Source organism: Streptomyces sp. NPDC054834 (assembly GCF_053611185.1).
Genome location: NZ_JBSGZV010000008.1, coordinates 177,773 through 195,063, shown reverse-complemented (window position 1 = coordinate 195,063; position 17,291 = coordinate 177,773). Strand labels below are relative to the sequence as shown.

Sequence of the window (17,291 nt, the reverse complement as noted above, 5' to 3'; positions counted from 1 at the left end):
CCGGCTGGGGTTTCGGGGGTGGGGGCGGGTGTTTCGGGGCACCACCCCCCCCGGGTGGGGGGGGGGGGGGGGGTGGGGGGGGGGGGGGGGGTGGGGGGGGGGGGGGGGCCCGGGGGGGGGGCGGCTGCCCCGCCACGATCGTGTCCATGGTCTGCTCCGCACCCACCCACCGTTGCACGCGTTCCGAGAACCCCGGGAACTGCGACGCGACCTTGGTGAGGAACTTCAGCTCGAGCGGGGCGATATTGATCTCGGCGACATCGCGTTCGACCGCCCGGATCACTCCCTTGACAACTCGCTCCGGCGAAACGGTACGTACGCCCCCAGGCGTCGGTGAGCCGGTGTTCGCGAACATGCCCAGGTCGCGAACGAAACCGGGCTGAACGATCGAGACGCCCACGCCCGTGCCGTGCAGGTCCTGACGGAAGGACAGGGAGAAGCCCCGCAACCCGAACTTCGTCGCGGTGTACATTGACGACGACTTGGTGGCTGCCATGCCCGACAGGGATCCGACGAAGCAGACGTGCCCGCGCCCCGCCTCCACCATGTCCTGGGCGAGCAGGCGCGCGAGCACAGCGGGCGCGCGCAGGTTCACCGCGAACGCCCGGTCGATCTGGGCCGGCGTGTAGTCCAGCACGTCGCCGCTGGAGGGCAGGGCCGCGTTGGCGATGAGGATCTGCGTGCCGGCGGCTTCCGCGGCAAGGCGCCGCACGTCCTCCGCGTCGGCGAGATCAGCGAGGATCGTCCGGGCGCCATAACGTTCGGCGAGCGGGTCCAGCGCCTCACGACGCCGGCCGGTGAGAATGAGCTCCGCGCCCCGGGCCGACAGTTCGGCGGCGAGCGCTCCGCCGATACCGCCCGTGACTCCGGTAAGCAGAACCGTGGCCCCAGCAATGTGCACGACTACCCTCCGGTCTGTTCGTTCGAACGAACGATAGCGGCTCCCTCGCCCCCTGCCCAGGCCGGGGGCTTCACCAGTGGAACAATGAGCGGCATGCCCAAGGCCGACTCCTCCGCCCTCTCCACCCCCTCCGCCCCGACACGTCAGCGCATCATCACCGCTGTCCTGCGGATCATCGGCGAAAGCGGGATCGCGGCGCTCACCAACAGGAGGATCGCCAAGGAGGCCGGCGTATCCCTCGGCTCCGTCACCTACCACTTCGAAACCCAGCATGATCTTCTGCGTGAGAGCCTGCTTCAGTTCGTGCGCGAGGAAGCCCGGTATTTCACCGAGCTGGCCGACCAGTGCCAGACCGAGGGCCTGGACATCGAGGACGCGGCGTCGCTGGCCGGCCAAGTGGCCTGCGGCACGGCCCTCGACAGCGCGCACCTCGCGCCTTTCGAGCTGTACATACACGCCGGACGCGACGAACGACTGCGCGAGGCGGCATCGCAGGCGTTCGAGGCTTACGACCGGCTGGCCGCCCAGATCCTCACCGCCCTGGGCGTTCCCGACGCGGAACGCCTGGCGGCGACCACCGTCGCCGTGGTGATGGGTCTGCAACTGCGCCGCCTGGCAACCGGCAGCGCGGCAGGCGATCTGGTCGACGCCCTCCTTCTGCTGGCAGGACGCGCCGGCGACCAGTCGCCCGGTGCGACACCCGGACGCTAGCCCATTCGAATGGGTCAGCGACGCCACAGGGTGAACGGGGAATCCGTGTGACGCGTCAACGGCAGTCGGCCACTCGGGACCGCTAGCGTCGGCTCTCGTGCTGCTCAGCTACGCCTTTGTGAACTTGAAACCCGGAGTGGGAAAGACGACCAGCGCGGTCTGGCTGGCTCACGCTCTTCACGAGTCGGGCTTCCCACCGCTGTTGGTGGACAGTGACCCCGCTTCCTCCGCGCTGCGCTGGAGCGAACTGGCAGGCGGTTTTCCGTTTCCTGTGGTCGCCCTTCCCGTGGGTGACGTGCACCGGCGGGTGAACGACTTCCTCGGCAACCGGCAGGCGGTGGTGTTCGACGCCCCGCAACTGGAGGACCACGCCCACATCGCCCGGAGCATCATGAGATATGCGAGCGAGTGGATCGTGCCGGTGACACCGGCCCCCATCGAGCTGGACCGCATGGCACCCATCGGCGGTGAGATGGGCGACATGCAGTCGTTGCGTGCCCAACCGGCCCGCGCCGCCGTCCTGCTGAACCGTACGAATCGTCCGGACGCCACGCGCACCGGTCCCGACGCCGACGCCCGCGAAGCTCTTGCCGAGCGCGGCTTCGACGTGTTGTCCACCCACATTCCGCGACTCGACCTGTACGCCCAGTCGTTCGGCGGCCCGGTCCACGTCAAAGGCTCGGCCTACATGGACCTCGCGGACGAGCTCATCAACCGTCAGGACAGGACGTGAACCAGCGCAAGGACACCTACCGGGCGGCACTGCGGCGCGAACCGCACGGCGCCGCATCCCGCCAGGCCAAGGTCACCCGGCTGCACACCCGATACGTCCGAGTGACCATCGAGCTCGACCCCGCCCTGCAGAACAACCTCACCAGCTGGGTGGCTCCACCGGTCTCCGCGCTCGTACAGGCAGGCACCGCTGTACTGCGACCCCTCACGAGTTGGTTCGGGTCGGGCAGATGAAGTCAGCTCAGGCTGGGTGGAGTCCAGTCCGCATGCCGCAAGATGGTGCGGACGGTCACGCCGGACGGGGCCAGGCGGAGCGCGATGTTGCGCACGGCAATGGCCAGGGGGTTACTCAGTTGCTGGCCCATGCGGCCGGCCTGGCGGGCCGCGCGTGCGACGGCTTGGCTGCGTGGGCGGCGTTCGGTGTCGTAACGGATCAGTGCTGATTCGACGGTGGGTTCGGCAGTGAGTGCGGCGGCGAGGGTGGCTGCGTCCTCCAGGGCCTGGCAGGCACCTTGGCCGAGGTTCGGGGTCATGGCATGGGCCGCGTCACCGAGCAGGGCGATCCGGCCCGCGGTGAAGGCGGGCAGAGGTGTTGCCAGTTCGTGGATGTCGTGGTGCAGAACGGCATCGGGCCGGGTCGCCTCCAGCAGGGCGGGGATCGGATCGTGCCAGGCGGCGAAGCGGCGGCGCAGCACGGCGAGGGGGTTCGCGTGGCGCAGACCGGGCGGGGAGTTGAGCACCGCATGCCACTCCGCCCGGTTGTCGGTGAAAGCGATGTGCCCGAACTCCGTGCCCCTCCCCCAGGTCAGTTCGAAGTCCGTGTCCAGTTCCACGGGGTGCTCGGTGATGGCCCGCAGGACGGTCGAACCGCTGTAGACGGGGCCGGGGCGACGGGGGAACAGTTGGGTGCGCAGGCGGCTGCCCACTCCGTCGGCGGCCACGACCAGATCCGCGTCGAGGGCACCGTCCTTGAGCGTCACCCGTACGCGGCCGGGCTCGCTGCGGTCGGTGGAGGCCACCTCGGCCCCGACGAGCAGGCACTCGGACGGCAGTGCCGCGCGCAGCAGCCGGTGCAGCACGGCCCGGGGGATGCCGACGATCGGCGTGCCCAGCTCGCGCTCCAGCGTGGCCCCGTCCATCCGGGCCAGCCGGCCGCCGCCGGGGCTCCGGGTACCCCCGGTGTACTGGGGACGTGCGGCCGCGCGCACCGCCTCGCCGACGCCGAGGGCGTCCAGGGCGCGTATGCCGTTGGCGTGCAGGGAGATACCCGCGCCCACGTCGGCGAGGACCGGGGCGCGTTCGACGACCGTCACGTGCCAGCCGATCAGGCGCAGGCCGATCGCGGCGGCCAGCCCGCCGATCCCCCCGCCGACCACTACCGCACTCCCGCCCATACCCGGCCCCCTCATGCGTCCTGGCGACTCTTCTACAGATGTAGAAAGAGAGTACTCCGCACGCACTCGGGACGTACCACGTACGCACGTACGCCACTACAGGTGTAGAAAAGGGGAGTGCCCACCGACCGACGCAGTCTCCTCGCCGACGCGGCCATCGACGTGCTCGCCGAGTCCGGGATCCGGGGATTGACCCATCGCGCGGTGGACAGAGCGGCCCACCTGCCCCCCGGCACCACCTCCGCCTACTACCGCACCCGGCAGGCACTGCTCACCGCGCTGGTCCGGCGCCTGGTCGCACTCGACCAGGCAGAGCTCCAGAGCATCGGCGAGCGGACACCAGTGCCGCAGAACGCCGATGAACTGGCGTCCGGGATCGCCGCCTTCGTCGAGCAACGGCTCACCGGTGACGGACGGCGCCGCTCCCTCGCGCGTTATGCCTGCGCCATCGAGAGCGTGCACCACCCGGAACTGCGGGAGATCCTCGAGCCGCGCGAGAACGCCGCACGGCAAGTCGTATGCGACTTCCTCGCCGCACACGGCGTCCCTGACGCCGAGGAACGCACCGTAACGTTGCTGATCTGCGTGGACGGTTTGGTCTTCGACCGCCTGGTGAGCGGCGGAACCGTCTCGGACCAGGAGATCCACGGAGTGGTGGCGGCGGCATTGCGATGACTCGGGCGTGGCGGGCACGCCACGGGATGTCGAACTGAGAGGCGGGATACGGGCGTTCGGACATAGGTTTGTGCCTTGGATGATCAATGCCTCGGCCGAAAGACGGACAGGACTCATGACCGACCCCGCAACGACGCCCGGACCAGCGACGCACCAGAAGATCGACACATCGGTGCCGCACTCCGCGCGCATCTGGAACTACTGGCTCGGCGGCAAGGACAACTACCCCGTCGACGAGCAGGCCGGCGACGCCTACACCGCCGTCTTCCCCGGTATCGTCACCATCGCCCGCAGCAGCCGTTCCTTCCTGCGCCGCAACATCGCGTATCTCGTCTCCGAGGCGGGCATCCGGCAGTTCCTGGACATCGGCACGGGCCTGCCGACCGCGGAGAACACCCATGAGGTCGCCCAGCGGCTCGCCCCCGAGGCGCGGATCGTCTACGTCGACAACGACCCGATGGTCCTGGCCCACGCCCGCGCCCTGCTCTACTCCTCCCATGAGGGCGCGACCGCCTATATCGATGCCAACGTGACGGACCCGGACCGCATCCTCGCGGCGGCCGCCGAGACGCTGGACTTCAGCCGGCCCACCGCGCTCATCCTCAGCAACATCCTGGGCCACGTCGCCGACTACGATCAGGCCCGCTCCATCGTCGGCCGGCTGATGGCCGCCCTGCCGTCGGGCAGTTACCTCTCCATCAACGACGGGTCACTCGGCATCGACCCGGTCTTCGAGCAGGCCCAGGAGGCCTACAACAGCAGCGGCGCCGTCCCGTACAACCTGCGTCCCGTCCACGTGATCACCTCGTTCTTCGACGGCTTGGAGCTCATCGAACCCGGCGTCGTCTCGGTCACGCAGTGGCGTCCGGAGCCCGGTTCGCCCACCCCGCAGGTCATCGCCGAGCACGGCGGACTCGCCCGCAAGCCGTAGGCACCGGACGCTGAGCACCACAAGGGAGCGCGGCCGTGACGGACGCGCTCCCTTTGTGTGCCCACGTGCCATGTGCCATGGGCCATGTGCCATGTTCCTGCGACTTATGTGCCATGTTCCTGCGAGGACCGCTACCTGACCACAATGATCACGACGCCTCCGTTGTCGAAGCGGTGGTCAAAGCGATGGTCGAAGCAGAACCCGGGGTGGAAGAAGCAGAACCCGCGGTGGCCGAAGCCGAACCCATCGCGGTCGAAGCAGCGCCCGTCGTTGTGATCGAAGCACCTGTTGGTGGTCACCTGGGTGTGCACGGCAGGGGCAGCTGCCGCGGCCGTGCCCGCTGTGGTGATCACGGCACCGCCGGCCATCAGCATGCCGGCTGCGGAAGCCGCGGCGAGACGCCTCGCGCGTTGTGCTCGCATGATGAATGCACCCTTCCTTCCATCGTCGTCTCGCGCGGCTCTCAGCGGCACGAGATGTATGGCCGCGGCGCCGAGGAGAATCAGCCGTCCAAGGGTGTGCCCCCAGCTTGCGGCCCTACTTCCTGTACGTAAGCGGCGCCCTTTCGGATTGGCGTTCTGACAGGCGACCCCCGGCTCCGCATCACGGAGGGCTGTGGCTTCCAACGGGTGAACCAGCCGTTCGGTGAGGGGCGGCCGGCGTGACAGCGGGAAGGGCATTCTGCGTACCGACCAGAGACAGGCAGGGAGCGCCGCCATGCCGAAGTTCCTCATCCAGGCCACCTACACGCCCGAGGGCACGAAGGGACTGCTCAAGGAAGGAGCGAGTGGCCGCCGCGCCGCCGTCGACCAGGTCGTCACCGGTCTCGGCGGGACGGTGGAGGCCATGTACTTCGCCTTCGGGGCGGACGACGTCGTGCTCATCGTCGACTTCCCCGACCCGGTCTCCATGGCCGCCGTCAGTCTCACCGTCAAGGCCAGCGGCGGCCTCAGCACCCGGGCCACCCCCCTCCTCACCCTCGACGAGCTCGACGAGGCCGCCCGTCGGCAGGTCGGCTTCCGCGCCCCCGGCGCGTAGACCCGCCCGTGTTCACGGTGTGAGCATCCCGTCCTGCTCGGTGGGGGGGGTGTGCCGTCGTGCCAGGGCAGGGCCTTGCCGAAGCGGACCAACTCGCCGTAGACCCCAGGAACAGCGGCGTCTGCTCCCCGCCCCCTCTTCCCCACCCACCGGCCGAGGCGGTCACCCGCGTGGCGGCCGCCCTCCGCGCCGCGGCCCTCGACGCCGGCACCACCGCTCCGCCCGCGCCGCCCCCATGACCGGCGGGGCCGGACGAGCGTCGGCGCGCCGGAGTGTCAGAGGCGGGAGACGAACGCGGTGATGTGAGAGGCGACCTGGTCGGGCACCTCCAGTGGCGACAGGTGGCCGGTGCCGCCGAGTTCGGTGAGGGTGGCGGTGGGGATCAGGGGAAGCAGGTGTTCGCGCAGGATCCGCGGCGGGTCCACCTTGTCCTCGCTGCCGGCCAGCACCAGTACGGGAACGTCGATCGCACCGACCCTGTCCGCGAAGTCCTCGACCAGTGCCTGCCGCGGCCACGCCATGCGGGCCGCCTCGCCCGCCCGGGAGCTGTCCTCGTGAACCTGCCGGCGGGCCTCGGCGGACAGCCCGCCGTTGGTCAGTGCCAGATCGATGCTCTGGCTGATGGTCTCTTCGCTGTCGTAGGCGTGCGCCAGCATCTCCTGGTACTCGGGAGTCACACCGACCGGGGCCGGCGGGGCGGGGGCGACGAGCACCACGCCCTGAAGCCCGGCGGGACGGCGGGAAGCGATCACCTGGGCCGTCTTTCCGCCCATCGAGTGGCCCACCAGGACGTACTCGCCGTAGCCGAGCCCGTCGATGACACGCTCGGCGTCGTCGGCGAGCTGCTCGATGCGGTACGGGCCGGGCACCTCGGTGGACTCGCCCCAGCCGCGGTGGTCGTACGAGACGAACGCCTGCGCGGGGCTGAGGCGCTCGAGGACCGGCCGCCAGGTGCGGTGGGAGCCACCCCAGTAGTGGAGGAGGACCAGGGCTGGGCCGTCGCCCTCGCGGACGTGGCCGTAGACCCGTCCGTCCTTCACGTCGAAGTACCGGCCGATGGGCGTGTGTGTGATCACGACTGTCAGGTGTCCTTGTCTGGGCCGGTGCGGAGCCGTTCTGCCGCGGCCGCTGCCGGCATGAGCCCCGGCGGTCGGGCCGGGCTGCTCATGGCTCGATCGTCGTCCGGCCTTTCTTGATCAACCACAGGCTCGTGTGCCACGGTTCGCAACTTTCGGGACACGGTCACGAACCGCGCCGTGGACTGATCCGCACTGCTGTGCTCGCGGCCGTCATCCGTGTCAGGAAAGTTACGGTCGTAGCATTGGCGCCATGGCACCTCATCGCGTCGCGGTCCTGGCGCTGCCCCGCGTACTCCCCATCGATCTCGGCATCCCCACCCAGATCTTCAACGCGCGGCCCAACACCCCGTACGAACTCACGGTGTGCGGCGAAGGCCGTGGCGGCGTCACCACCAGCACCGGATTCACGGTCGGAGTCACCGCCGGGCTGCCGGCCCTGGCCCGGGCGGACACGATCATCGTCCCCGGCTACTGGGACTACCAGCGGCCACCGGCGCCCGAGGTCACGGCGGCCCTGAAACTCGCCTCCAGCCGAGGCACCCGCATCGCGTCCATCTGCACCGGCGCCTTCGCACTCGCCGCGGCCGGGCTGCTCGACGGCCGTACGGTGACCACGCACTGGGCCAGCGCCGACGATCTCGAAAGGCTCTACCCGCAACTTCGGGTGGACCGCAACGTGCTCTACATCGACGACGATCCCCTGCTGACCTCCGCAGGCGTGACCGCCGGCATCGATCTGTGCCTCTACATCGTCCGCAAGGACCTCGGTGCCGCCGTCGCCAACGAGATCGCCCGTGAGCTGGTCGCCGCACCGCACCGGGACGGCGGCCAGGCCCAGTACATCGCCCAGGCCCTGCCGGAGCCCACCGCCCACACCCTCGCCGACACCCGCGAGTGGGCCCTGCGCCACCTCGACGAATCCCTCACCCTCGACGTTCTCGCCAGGCACGCACGTGTCTCCACCCGCACCCTGGTCCGGATGTGGCGGCAGGAAACCGGCATCACCCCTCACCAGTGGTTGCTCACCGCCCGCGTCAACCACGCCCGCGAGCTCCTGGAAGTCACCGACCTCGGCATCGAACAGATCGCCACCCAGAGCGGCCTCGGCACCAGCACCAACCTCCGCGCCCGGTTCCGCGACGCCCTCGGCACCACGCCCACCGCCTACCGGCGGACCTTCCAGCAGACAACCACGGTCTGACCCCGCACGACGCTCGGATGTCCCGAAACTTACGTGTGGTGTCACTGAACACCGTCGCTGATCGACGTGATTCCGGCGAGAATCGACACCAACGGGACCTACTCACGGATTCGGACCGTTGCCATGCCGATGCCCTTCACAGCAGCCGAGAACAAAGCCATCGTCCGCGAAGCTTTCGACACTCTGTTCAACAAACGGGACTACGCCGCTGCCGAGCGGTTCTGGTCGCCCGGCTACATCCAGCACAGCGCACACATCGCGCCCGGCCGGGAAGGACTCTTCGACCTGGTCAAGGGCCTCCCGGTGGAGCTGAGGCACGAATGCGAGCTGATCATGGCGGAAGGGGACATGGTCATGGTGCGCGGGCGTTTCTCGGGGCACGGGCAGCCCGCCCCGTGGATCGCCGCCGACTTCCTCCGCCTCGAAAACGGCATTCTGACGGAGCACTGGGACGTGATCGAGGAGGAGGCCTCCCGGGAGCAATCGGTGAGCGGCCTGCCGATGTACGGCGACGACTTCCCCGAGGAGCGCTGAAGGGTCCTGCGGCCGGGTTCCGGTCAGGTCAGGGTCGCCGTGGAGGCACGCGGCGTCCGCCACACTGACGCGCCTTCGTGAGCGGCGAGCTGCCGGGTGTGCCGTTCCGGCGGTCACCGCAGGCCGCGCCGGGAGGGCGATGGTGATCGTACCGGCTGACGCCGTGGCCCGGACTCCCGACGCACTGGCGGCGCACGACGCCGGGCCCTAGGACACAGTCGAACGCGGCCTGGAAGTCGTGCAGCACCTGGACCGGCATCGCCGCCCCGCCGGCGAGGCACACGCGCAGCCGGGAAAGGTCATAAGCGTCGCGGCCGGGTTCCCGCGACAGCCTGCTGAAGACCGTCGGCACTCCGGCGAAGACGGTCGCCCCGTGCTCGGCGAGGATTCCCAGTGCCTTCGCCGCGTCGAAGCGCGGCAGCAGCGTGAGGCACGCGCCGGAGGCGACGGCGGCGTTGAGGGTGCACGTCTGCCCGAACGCGTGGAACAGTGGCAGCCCACCGAAGATCGGTTCTCGAGAGGTGGGGCGGACGCCGTCAGCCTGGGCCCGCTGTGCACCGGCCCGTGCCTCGTCGGCGAAGGAGTGCCAGACGAACAGGGTCCGGGCACCTCAATCACCGAGGTAGTAGGCGACCTCGCGACCTCGCGACCTCGGGGGACTTGAGCAGAGGATTCATCGGGACGACGATGCCGCCCGCCCTGAGTACACCGGAGTAGGCGAAGGCGAACTCGGGCACGTTGGGCAGCATGACCGCGCCCCGGTCCCCGGGCTCGAAGCCACCTCGCCCAGCGGACCATCGGCATCGGCATCCACACCATCTTGCGCAGCGGACTGGCCCACTCCCTGGTCATCGACGACCGGGCCGCGCGCCGCGCGCCGACCCTGCACAACCGATAGCCCAGATGCAGCCGCTGCTGAACAACTCCCTTTCGTCAACTCTTACTTCACAACTTGACGAAAGTGGTCCGTACCTTTAGTTTCTCCGGGCGACCACTCCCCCGCGTGCGCACTCGACCGTTCGCAAGGTGAACGCGTTCCCGAGCGCCCACCCCCACGAAAGGCCGCCCCCCACCATGGCCAAACCAAGGCCCCTCTCAGCATCCGCCGTCCTGGCGGTCACCGCTCTCACCCTGTCAACCGGCCTGCTCGCCGCGTCCCCGGCCCAGGCCGCCACCGGCGCGATCACCGGTCTCACGGGCAAGTGCCTCGACGTCGCCGGGGCCAACTCCGCGGACGGGACGGCCGTCCAGCTCTACGACTGCAACGGCACCTCCGCCCAGCAATGGACGGTCGGCACCGACGGCACCATCCGCGCCCTCGGCAAGTGCCTTGACGTCACCGGCAGTTCGACGGCCGACGGCGCCAAGCTCCAGCTGTGGACATGCTCCGGCGGCGCCAACCAGAAGTGGACCGTGACCGCCGCGCAGGACATCGTCAACCCGCAGGCCGACAAGTGCATGGACGTCACGGGCAACAGCTCCGCCAATGCCACTCGGATACAGATCTGGAGCTGTAGCGGCGGCGCCAACCAGAAGTGGACCGCACCCGCGTCGGGTGACACGCCCACCCCGTCCGCGCCGATGGCCGTGGCGCCGTACCTCTACAACGGCTGGGGCGATCCGCCCAGCCCCACCACGATCACCAACGCCACCGGCGTGAAGTGGTTCACGCTCGCCTTCGTGCTCAGCAACGGCTACTGCAACCCGCAGTGGGACGGCAGCCGCGCACTGACCGGCGGCGTGGACCAGCAGACCGTCAACACCGTGCGGGCGAACGGCGGTGACATCATCCCGTCGTTCGGCGGCTACAGCGGCAACAAGCTGGAGAGCTCCTGCTCGAGCGCGAGCGAGCTGGCGGCGGCGTACCAGAAGGTCATCAACGCCTACGGCGGTCTCAAGGCCATCGACATCGACCTCGAGGCCGACGCCTACAGCAGCGCCACCGTGCAGCAGCGCACCGTGGACGCGCTGAAGACCGTGAAGGCCAACAACCCCGGTCTCAAGGTGTACATCACCATCGGCACCGGGCAGAGCGGGCCGGACACCAGCCTCATCAACCGTGCCCATTCCTCCGGCCTCACCGTCGACGCCTGGGCCATCATGCCGTTCGACTTCGGCGGCGCCGGCCAGAACATGGGCAACCTCACCGTGCAGGCCGCCGAGGGTCTCAAGACGGCGCTGAAGAACGCCTACGGCTACAGCGACGACCAGGCCTACCGGGACATGGGCATCTCGTCCATGAACGGCATCACCGACAACAACGAGACCGTCACGGTGGCCGACTTCCGCACCATCCTCGCCTACGCCCAGCAGCACCACCTGGCCCGGCTGACCTTCTGGTCCGCCAACCGCGACCGCCCCTGCACCGGCGGTTCGGCGGACAGCTGCTCCGGCGTCAGCCAGTCCAACTGGGACTACACCCGCGTCCTCGCCGGCTACACCGGCTGACACCCCCCCAACCCCCCACCCCGGCTCAGGAGAACCATGCCTTCCCTCCCGTCCCGCGGCAGATCCGCCGCGGCCGCACTGGTCGCGGCGACCGCCGCGTCGCTGCTCACCGGCGCCCCCGCGCATGCCGCGAGCACCGCCCTGCCCACCGGCTTCGCCACCGTCATGAACGCCGCGAGCGGCAGATGCCTCGACGCCAAGGCGGCCGCCACCGCCAACGGCACCGTCGTGCAGCAGTACTCGTGCAACGGCAGCACGGCGCAGCAGTGGAGCTTCACCGCCACCAGTGACGGATACGTCCGTATCAACAACGGCAACGACACCAACCAGGTCGTGGACGTCGCCGACGTCTCCACCGCCGACAACGCCCAGGTCCACCTGTGGGCCTACGGCGGCGGCTCCAACCAGCAGTGGCAGCCGGTGGACGACGGGGGCGGCGCCTACCACTTCGTCAACCGCAACAGCGGCAAGTGCCTGGACGATCCCAGCGCCTCGACCGCCGACAGCGTGCAGTTCGTGCAGTACACCTGCAACGGCACCGCCGCGCAGCGCTTCCAGGTGGTCCCGGTCACGCAGTCGACCACCAACCCCGATCTCGGCTCGAACGTCGTCGTCTTCGACCCGTCGATGTCGTCCTCGACGATCCAGAGCAAGCTGAACACCGTCTTCCAGCAGCAGGAAAGCAACCAGTTCGGCTCCCAGCGCTACGCCGTGCTGTTCAAGCCGGGCGCCTACAGCGCCGACGTCAACGTCGGCTTCTACACCCAGGTGCTGGGCCTCGGCCTGTCGCCCGACGCGGTGACGATCAACGGAGCCGTGCACGCGGAGGCGGACTGGTTCCAGGGCAACGCCACCCAGAACTTCTGGCGCGGCGCGGAGAACCTCTCCGTCAACCCGACCAGCGGCAGCGACCGTTGGGCGGTCTCCCAGGCGGCGCCGTACCGCCGGATGCACCTGCGCGGCAATCTCGCCCTGGACGACGGCGGCTGGTCCAGCGGCGGGCTCATCGCCGACAGCAAGATCGACGGCCAGGTCAACTCCGGCACCCAGCAGCAGTGGCTGACCCGCAACTCCGAGCTGGGCAGCTGGACCGGCTCCAACTGGAACATGGTCTTCACCGGAAGCACAGGGGTGCCCGCCAGCAACTTCCCCAGCCCGCCGGACACCACGGTCGCACAGAGCCCGGTCTCCCGTGAGAAGCCGTTCCTGTACGTCGACGGATCCGGTAACTACCAGGTGTTCGTGCCGTCCGTGCGCTCCAACTCCTCGGGCACCAGCTGGGCCGGCGGCAGCGCCCCGGGCAGCTCGCTCTCGCTTGACAGCTTCTACGTCGTCAAGCCGGGCGCCACCGCGTCCCAGATCAACGCGGCCCTCGCCGCGGGCAAGAACCTGCTGGTCACCCCGGGCGTCTACCACCTCGACCAGACCCTCCAGATCAACCGTGCCGACACGGTCGTCCTCGGTCTGGGCCTGGCCACCTTCGTTCCCGACAACGGCATCACCGCGATGAAGGTCGCCGACGTCGACGGTGTGAAGATCGCGGGTCTGCTGTTCGACGCGGGTACCACCAACTCGCCCAGCCTGTTGGAGGTCGGACCGTCGAACGCGTCCGCCTCTCACTCGGCCGACCCGACCTCCCTGCACGACGTGTACTTCCGGATCGGCGGCGCGGGCGTCGGCAAGGCGACCACCAGCCTCGTCGTCAACAGCGACAACGTCATCGGTGACCACATGTGGATCTGGCGCGCCGACCACGGCAGCGGCGTCGGCTGGACCAGCAACACCGCGGACACCGGTCTGATCGTCAACGGCGACAACGTCACCATGTACGGCCTGTTCGTCGAGCACTTCCAGAAGTACCAGACCATCTGGAACGGCAACGGCGGCCGCACGTACTTCTACCAGAACGAGATGCCCTACGACCCGCCCAACCAGGCCGCCTGGATGAACGGCTCCACCCAGGGCTACGCCGCGTACAAGGTCGCCGACTCGGTCACCAGCCACCAGGCGTACGGCCTCGGCAGTTACTGCTACTTCAGCGCCAACCCGAGTGTGACGGCCGCGCATGCCATCGAGGCCCCGAACACCAGCGGCGTCCGCTTCACCAGCATGGTGACCGTCTCCCTCGGCGGCACCGGCACCATCAGCCACGTCGTCAACAACACCGGCGGCCCGTCCAACTCCAGTTCCAACGTGGCCAACCTGACCAGCTACCCGTAGGAGTTGACGTGCGTAACCCACTGTCCCCGGCGAGAAGACCCCGCAGGGCGGCGCTCGCCGCCGTCCTCGGCGCGGTGGCTCTCGTCGTGGCCCTCCCGGCCCAGGCGGACGCCGACGTGCTCCAGTTGCTGCCCCAGAACGCCGACGGCCTGGAGCAGACCTTCTCCCCCGCCTACGACTACGACGGTGACGGCTGCTACGCGACCGCGGCCATCGGCGCCGACGGCACCATCAACCCCGGCCTGAAGCTGGGCGGCGACGTCAACGGCCACTGTCACGACTACGCCCAACTGGCCAACGCCAACACGTACTCCCGCGAGAAGTGCAACAACGGCTGGTGCGCCGTGATGTACGCCAGCTACTTCGAGAAGGACCAGGCGACTCTCGGGCCCGCGGCCATCGGGCACAGGCACGACTGGGAGCACGTGGTGGTGTGGATCAACAACAACCAGGTGCAGTACGTGTCGGTGTCCCAGCACACCAGCTACCAGGTGGCGGCCGCCTCGGCCGTCCGCTTCGACGGCACCCACCCGAAGATCGTCTACCACAAGGACGGCATCTCGACCCACGACTTCCGCTTCGCCAACTCGGGCGACGAGCCACCGGAGAACGCCACGGGCGGCTGGTTCTACCCCCGCCTGGTGGGCTGGAACGGCTATCCGGCCGGCTACCGCGACAAGCTCATGAGCGCCGACTTCGGTGACGCCACGATCAAGATCAAGGATGGCGACTTCGAGTACGCCCTCGCCCATTCCATGCCGTCCGGCATCCCCTTCGACCCCAATGCCTGACGCCGCCACAGCGGAAGGCTGACACCAGAAGACCGCCCCTCGGCAGCGTCCAGCACGCTGACGAGGGGCGGCTTTGCCCCTGTACGTGAACCCGTTTCCGCTGGATGGTCGCGCGGGCGACCGGGAGCCCGGGCGCTTTTGTCGTGAGCATGCAAAGTTCGGTCGCGGGTACGGATCGCTCGTAGCCGGTCCGTCATCATCTCGCCCGGCGCCGACTGCTCCGGCGGTGCAGGCCGCACGCGTGACCAGCTGATCGTCTTCACCGCGGACCAGCCGACGACCACCCGGCTGTACACACTCGCGCACAACCCCGCCCACCGGAACGCCATGACGTGCGCCATGAGCTCTGAGGGTGCGACAGGGTCGGTGCGACCAGCCCAGGGCCGGCCCAGCCGCACCCTCTTGACGTGAATGGTTCAGACCTTTAGGTTCTGCCGCACCGCATCCAGTTCACGGACGAGCATTCCATTCACGTACATGAACGCCAAGGAAGGCAGGTCATGCCATGATCCGCTCCAAAGTCCTGGCCGGCGTCACCGTCACGGCCGTTTTCGGTGCACTCGCCGTGCTGAGCACCGGCGACGCCACCGCCGCCGACCCCGGCAAGGCGCCCGGCGGCAACTTCGACCTGTCCGTGTGGGAGCTCCAGGAGCCCGTCGGCTCCCCCGGCTCCCCGACCACCATCCCCTCTTCCCGCCTCCAGGGCGCGAACGGGTACCAGGACGCGTATTTCTACACCGACACACGCGACGGCGCGATGACCTTCTGGGCGCCGGAGAAGGGCGTCACCACACCCAACTCCAACTACGCCCGCTCCGAACTGCGAGAGATGAACCGCAGCGGCAGCGCCGCCAACTGGTCCCTCAGCGGCAGTCACAGGCTGAACGCCACCCTGCGCGTCGTGTCGGTGACCAAGAACGTGTGCGTCGGCCAGATCCACCTCGGCACCGGCGGCTCCTCCACCAAGCCGCTGGTGGAGCTCTACTACCGGTCGAGCGGCGACATCGTCCTCGGCACCGAGAACTCCCCCGCCGGCGGCCAGACGCTGCACACCGTCGGCCATGTCTCCGTCGGCAAGACCTGGACGTACACTATCGCCGTCTCCGGCGGCGACACCATCGACCTGACGGTCAACGGCAGCACCACGCACTACCCCATCCCGTCGTCCTTCTTCTCGTACAAGCAGTACTTCAAGGCCGGTTCGTACAACCAGTCGTCCTCCGACAGCACCACGAACGGCGCCCGCGTCGCCTTCTACGGGCTGACCGTCTCACACAGCGGCTGACCCGGTCGCCTGCTACCTGGCGGGAACGAAGACGCGTTGCGCCGCGACCGCGGCCCCACCGCGCGCCCACTCCTCGAACGGCAGTGGGCGGACCACGAGATCGCAGTCCACGGCGGCACCGAACGCGTGGTCGACGAAGGTCTGCCGGATGTGGTCGGCGAACAGGTCATAGGAGGCCACGCCCTCGCCGGAGATGATGATCCGTTCCGGGCCGATGAGGTTTGCCACGCAGGCCAGCCCCAGGCCCACGGCATGTCCGGCGCGGGCGAAGACCGACCGAACGGCGGGATTTCCGGCGTGTGCGAGGCGCACCGCCTCGTCCATGGTCAGTCGCGGGTCGCCGGTGGCCTGCCGGGCCTGCTCGGTGATCGCGTGGGTGGAGGCGACCGCCTCGACGCAGCCGGTGTTGCCGCAGGTGCAGACACGCTCGACGCCGCTCACCGGCAGGTGCCCGACCTCGCCCGCCACGCCGTGCGCGCCGGACACCACCCGGCCGCCGATGGAGAGTCCCGCGCCGATACCTGCGCCGACGGTGACCAGAGCGAAGGTGGACAGACCGGCGCCCGCGCCGAACCACTGCTCGGCCACGGTCAGGGCCCGTACGTCGTTCTCGATGACCGTCGGGGTTCCGGTGGCCGACTCGACCAGTTGGGCGAGCGGCACGCGGCGCCAGTTGAGGAAGGGTGAGTACTGGACCGTCCCCAGCTGGCTGTCCACGTCGCCTGAGATCGTGACGCCGACACCATGGAGCGAATCGGCTCGTTCCAGACCTGCCGCCGCCCGCAGCTCGTCCACCAGCCGGGCGATCGCCAGCACCACGCTGCCCACGTCCCGCGAGCCGAGGGGCACCCGCCGGGAGGCCAGCGGCTGGGCCGTCAAGTCGGCCAGTACGCCGATGAGTTCCTCCCCCGTGACCTTCACGCCGGCGAACAGGGCGCGTTCCGCCCGAACGGCGATCAGCGTCGCCGGGCGGCCGTTGGTCCGCTCCGAGGTGGGCCGGCCCACCTCGGTGATCCAGCCGTCGGCCATCAGCGGGGTGGCCACCTTGGTGACGGCTCCCGGTGTCAGCCCGGTCCGCCGGCCGATCTCGGCACGGCTCATCGGGCCGAGCTGGAGCAGGGTCTGGAAGACCAGAGCGGCCGCGGGCGGCTGGTCGGCGAGGGTCATGCGGCGACCTTACCTTTCCTTTGGAAAGTAATTCAAGAGCGAGATCGCTCCACCCCATGGCCTGAAATGGCAGGTCATTCGGCGTCGTCTGGCCGAAACCCAGGCCCCAACTGTGCGGAGTCCAGAGATTTCTGTTCGTCGATTATGTTGACGTTGGAAGGAAACCGCGCCTACATTCGCCGCA

General features: G+C 69.1%; 17 protein-coding genes and 2 pseudogenes. 12 read left to right on the top strand and 7 right to left on the bottom strand.

Going from position 1 to position 17,291, the window contains the following annotated elements; genetic code table 11:
• Positions 1 to 124: 124 nt before the first annotated feature.
• Positions 125 to 901 (bottom strand): annotated as a pseudogene (locus ACWGJM_RS14075) (SDR family NAD(P)-dependent oxidoreductase); the annotation flags it as partial.
• Positions 902 to 985: 84 nt separating this feature from the next.
• On the opposite strand from ACWGJM_RS14075, the gene ACWGJM_RS14070 reads away from it, so the two are divergent.
• The 3 genes from ACWGJM_RS14070 to ACWGJM_RS14060 all read left to right on the top strand — a co-directional run bounded on the left by ACWGJM_RS14070 (position 986) and on the right by ACWGJM_RS14060 (position 2,578).
• Positions 986 to 1,612, top strand: coding sequence for a TetR/AcrR family transcriptional regulator (locus ACWGJM_RS14070; RefSeq protein ID WP_453411926.1), 627 nt, complete (start codon positions 986 to 988; stop codon positions 1,610 to 1,612).
• A 97-nt stretch (positions 1,613 to 1,709) separates the two neighbouring features.
• Positions 1,710 to 2,345 (top strand): nucleotide-binding protein, encoded by a 636-nt coding sequence (locus ACWGJM_RS14065; RefSeq protein WP_453411925.1) that lies wholly within the window; start codon positions 1,710 to 1,712, stop codon positions 2,343 to 2,345.
• The gene (locus tag ACWGJM_RS14060; RefSeq protein WP_453411924.1) at positions 2,342 to 2,578 is read left to right on the top strand and encodes a hypothetical protein; all 237 of its coding nucleotides are present in this window, start codon (positions 2,342 to 2,344) and stop codon (positions 2,576 to 2,578) included. Before ACWGJM_RS14065 ends, ACWGJM_RS14060 begins: the two co-directional genes overlap by 4 nt.
• A 2-nt stretch (positions 2,579 to 2,580) precedes the next feature.
• Here the strand turns inward: ACWGJM_RS14060 and ACWGJM_RS14055 are convergent, their stop codons facing one another.
• Positions 2,581 to 3,738, bottom strand: coding sequence for an FAD-dependent monooxygenase (locus ACWGJM_RS14055; RefSeq protein ID WP_453411923.1), 1,158 nt, complete (start codon positions 3,736 to 3,738; stop codon positions 2,581 to 2,583).
• A gap of 117 nt (positions 3,739 to 3,855) precedes the next feature.
• Here ACWGJM_RS14055 and ACWGJM_RS14050 point away from each other — a divergent pair, with 117 nt between their 5' ends.
• Positions 3,856 to 4,413, top strand: coding sequence for a TetR/AcrR family transcriptional regulator (locus ACWGJM_RS14050; protein WP_453411922.1), 558 nt, complete (start codon positions 3,856 to 3,858; stop codon positions 4,411 to 4,413).
• Positions 4,414 to 4,528: 115 nt separating this feature from the next.
• Positions 4,529 to 5,344, top strand: a complete 816-nt coding sequence (locus ACWGJM_RS14045; RefSeq protein WP_453411921.1) for an SAM-dependent methyltransferase — start codon at positions 4,529 to 4,531, stop codon at positions 5,342 to 5,344.
• Positions 5,345 to 5,475: 131 nt separating this feature from the next.
• On the opposite strand, the gene ACWGJM_RS14040 is transcribed toward ACWGJM_RS14045, so the two are convergent.
• A complete protein-coding gene (locus ACWGJM_RS14040; protein ID WP_453411920.1) occupies positions 5,476 to 6,078 on the bottom strand; it encodes a hypothetical protein in 603 nt (200 codons plus the stop codon).
• Between ACWGJM_RS14040 and ACWGJM_RS14035 the strand changes: the two genes are divergently transcribed.
• The gene (locus tag ACWGJM_RS14035; RefSeq protein ID WP_453411919.1) at positions 6,062 to 6,382 is read left to right on the top strand and encodes a GYD domain-containing protein; all 321 of its coding nucleotides are present in this window, start codon (positions 6,062 to 6,064) and stop codon (positions 6,380 to 6,382) included. The two genes, ACWGJM_RS14040 and ACWGJM_RS14035, sit on opposite strands and share 17 nt — an antisense overlap.
• 275 nt (positions 6,383 to 6,657) lie before the next feature.
• Here ACWGJM_RS14035 and ACWGJM_RS14030 read toward each other — a convergent pair whose 3' ends face one another.
• Entirely contained in the window at positions 6,658 to 7,458 is an 801-nt protein-coding gene (locus ACWGJM_RS14030) for an alpha/beta fold hydrolase (protein WP_453411918.1), read from the bottom strand.
• A 253-nt stretch (positions 7,459 to 7,711) separates the two neighbouring features.
• Here ACWGJM_RS14030 and ACWGJM_RS14025 point away from each other — a divergent pair, with 253 nt between their 5' ends.
• Both ACWGJM_RS14025 and ACWGJM_RS14020 read left to right on the top strand, forming a co-directional pair.
• Positions 7,712 to 8,662: a GlxA family transcriptional regulator gene (locus ACWGJM_RS14025; RefSeq protein ID WP_453411917.1), complete on the top strand. Its 951-nt coding sequence runs from the start codon at positions 7,712 to 7,714 to the stop codon at positions 8,660 to 8,662.
• A 129-nt stretch (positions 8,663 to 8,791) separates the two neighbouring features.
• Positions 8,792 to 9,196, top strand: a complete 405-nt coding sequence (locus ACWGJM_RS14020) for a nuclear transport factor 2 family protein (RefSeq protein ID WP_453411916.1) — start codon at positions 8,792 to 8,794, stop codon at positions 9,194 to 9,196.
• Between the two features lie 28 nt (positions 9,197 to 9,224).
• Here the strand turns inward: ACWGJM_RS14020 and ACWGJM_RS14015 are convergent.
• Both ACWGJM_RS14015 and ACWGJM_RS14010 read right to left on the bottom strand, forming a co-directional pair.
• Positions 9,225 to 9,869, bottom strand: a pseudogene (locus ACWGJM_RS14015) (AMP-binding protein).
• On the bottom strand, positions 9,811 to 9,945 hold the full coding sequence (locus ACWGJM_RS14010) for a hypothetical protein (RefSeq protein ID WP_453411915.1): 135 nt from the start codon (positions 9,943 to 9,945) through the stop codon (positions 9,811 to 9,813). Before ACWGJM_RS14010 ends, ACWGJM_RS14015 begins: the two are co-directional and overlap by 59 nt.
• Positions 9,946 to 10,270: 325 nt before the next feature.
• Between ACWGJM_RS14010 and ACWGJM_RS14005 the strand changes: the two genes are divergently transcribed.
• From ACWGJM_RS14005 to ACWGJM_RS13990, 4 genes are all read left to right on the top strand, one after another.
• A complete protein-coding gene (locus ACWGJM_RS14005) occupies positions 10,271 to 11,644 on the top strand; it encodes a lectin (RefSeq protein WP_453411914.1) in 1,374 nt (457 codons plus the stop codon).
• Between the two features lie 36 nt (positions 11,645 to 11,680).
• Entirely contained in the window at positions 11,681 to 13,864 is a 2,184-nt protein-coding gene (locus tag ACWGJM_RS14000; RefSeq protein WP_453411913.1) for an RICIN domain-containing protein, read from the top strand.
• Positions 13,865 to 13,872: 8 nt separating this feature from the next.
• Positions 13,873 to 14,655, top strand: a complete 783-nt coding sequence (locus ACWGJM_RS13995) for an NPP1 family protein (RefSeq protein WP_453411912.1) — start codon at positions 13,873 to 13,875, stop codon at positions 14,653 to 14,655.
• Positions 14,656 to 15,160: 505 nt separating this feature from the next.
• Positions 15,161 to 15,940, top strand: a complete 780-nt coding sequence (locus ACWGJM_RS13990; protein ID WP_453411911.1) for a polysaccharide lyase family 7 protein — start codon at positions 15,161 to 15,163, stop codon at positions 15,938 to 15,940.
• A 12-nt stretch (positions 15,941 to 15,952) separates the two neighbouring features.
• Here ACWGJM_RS13990 and ACWGJM_RS13985 read toward each other — a convergent pair whose 3' ends face one another.
• Positions 15,953 to 17,107 (bottom strand): ROK family transcriptional regulator, encoded by a 1,155-nt coding sequence (locus tag ACWGJM_RS13985; protein ID WP_453411910.1) that lies wholly within the window; start codon positions 17,105 to 17,107, stop codon positions 15,953 to 15,955.
• Positions 17,108 to 17,291 lie beyond the last annotated feature (184 nt).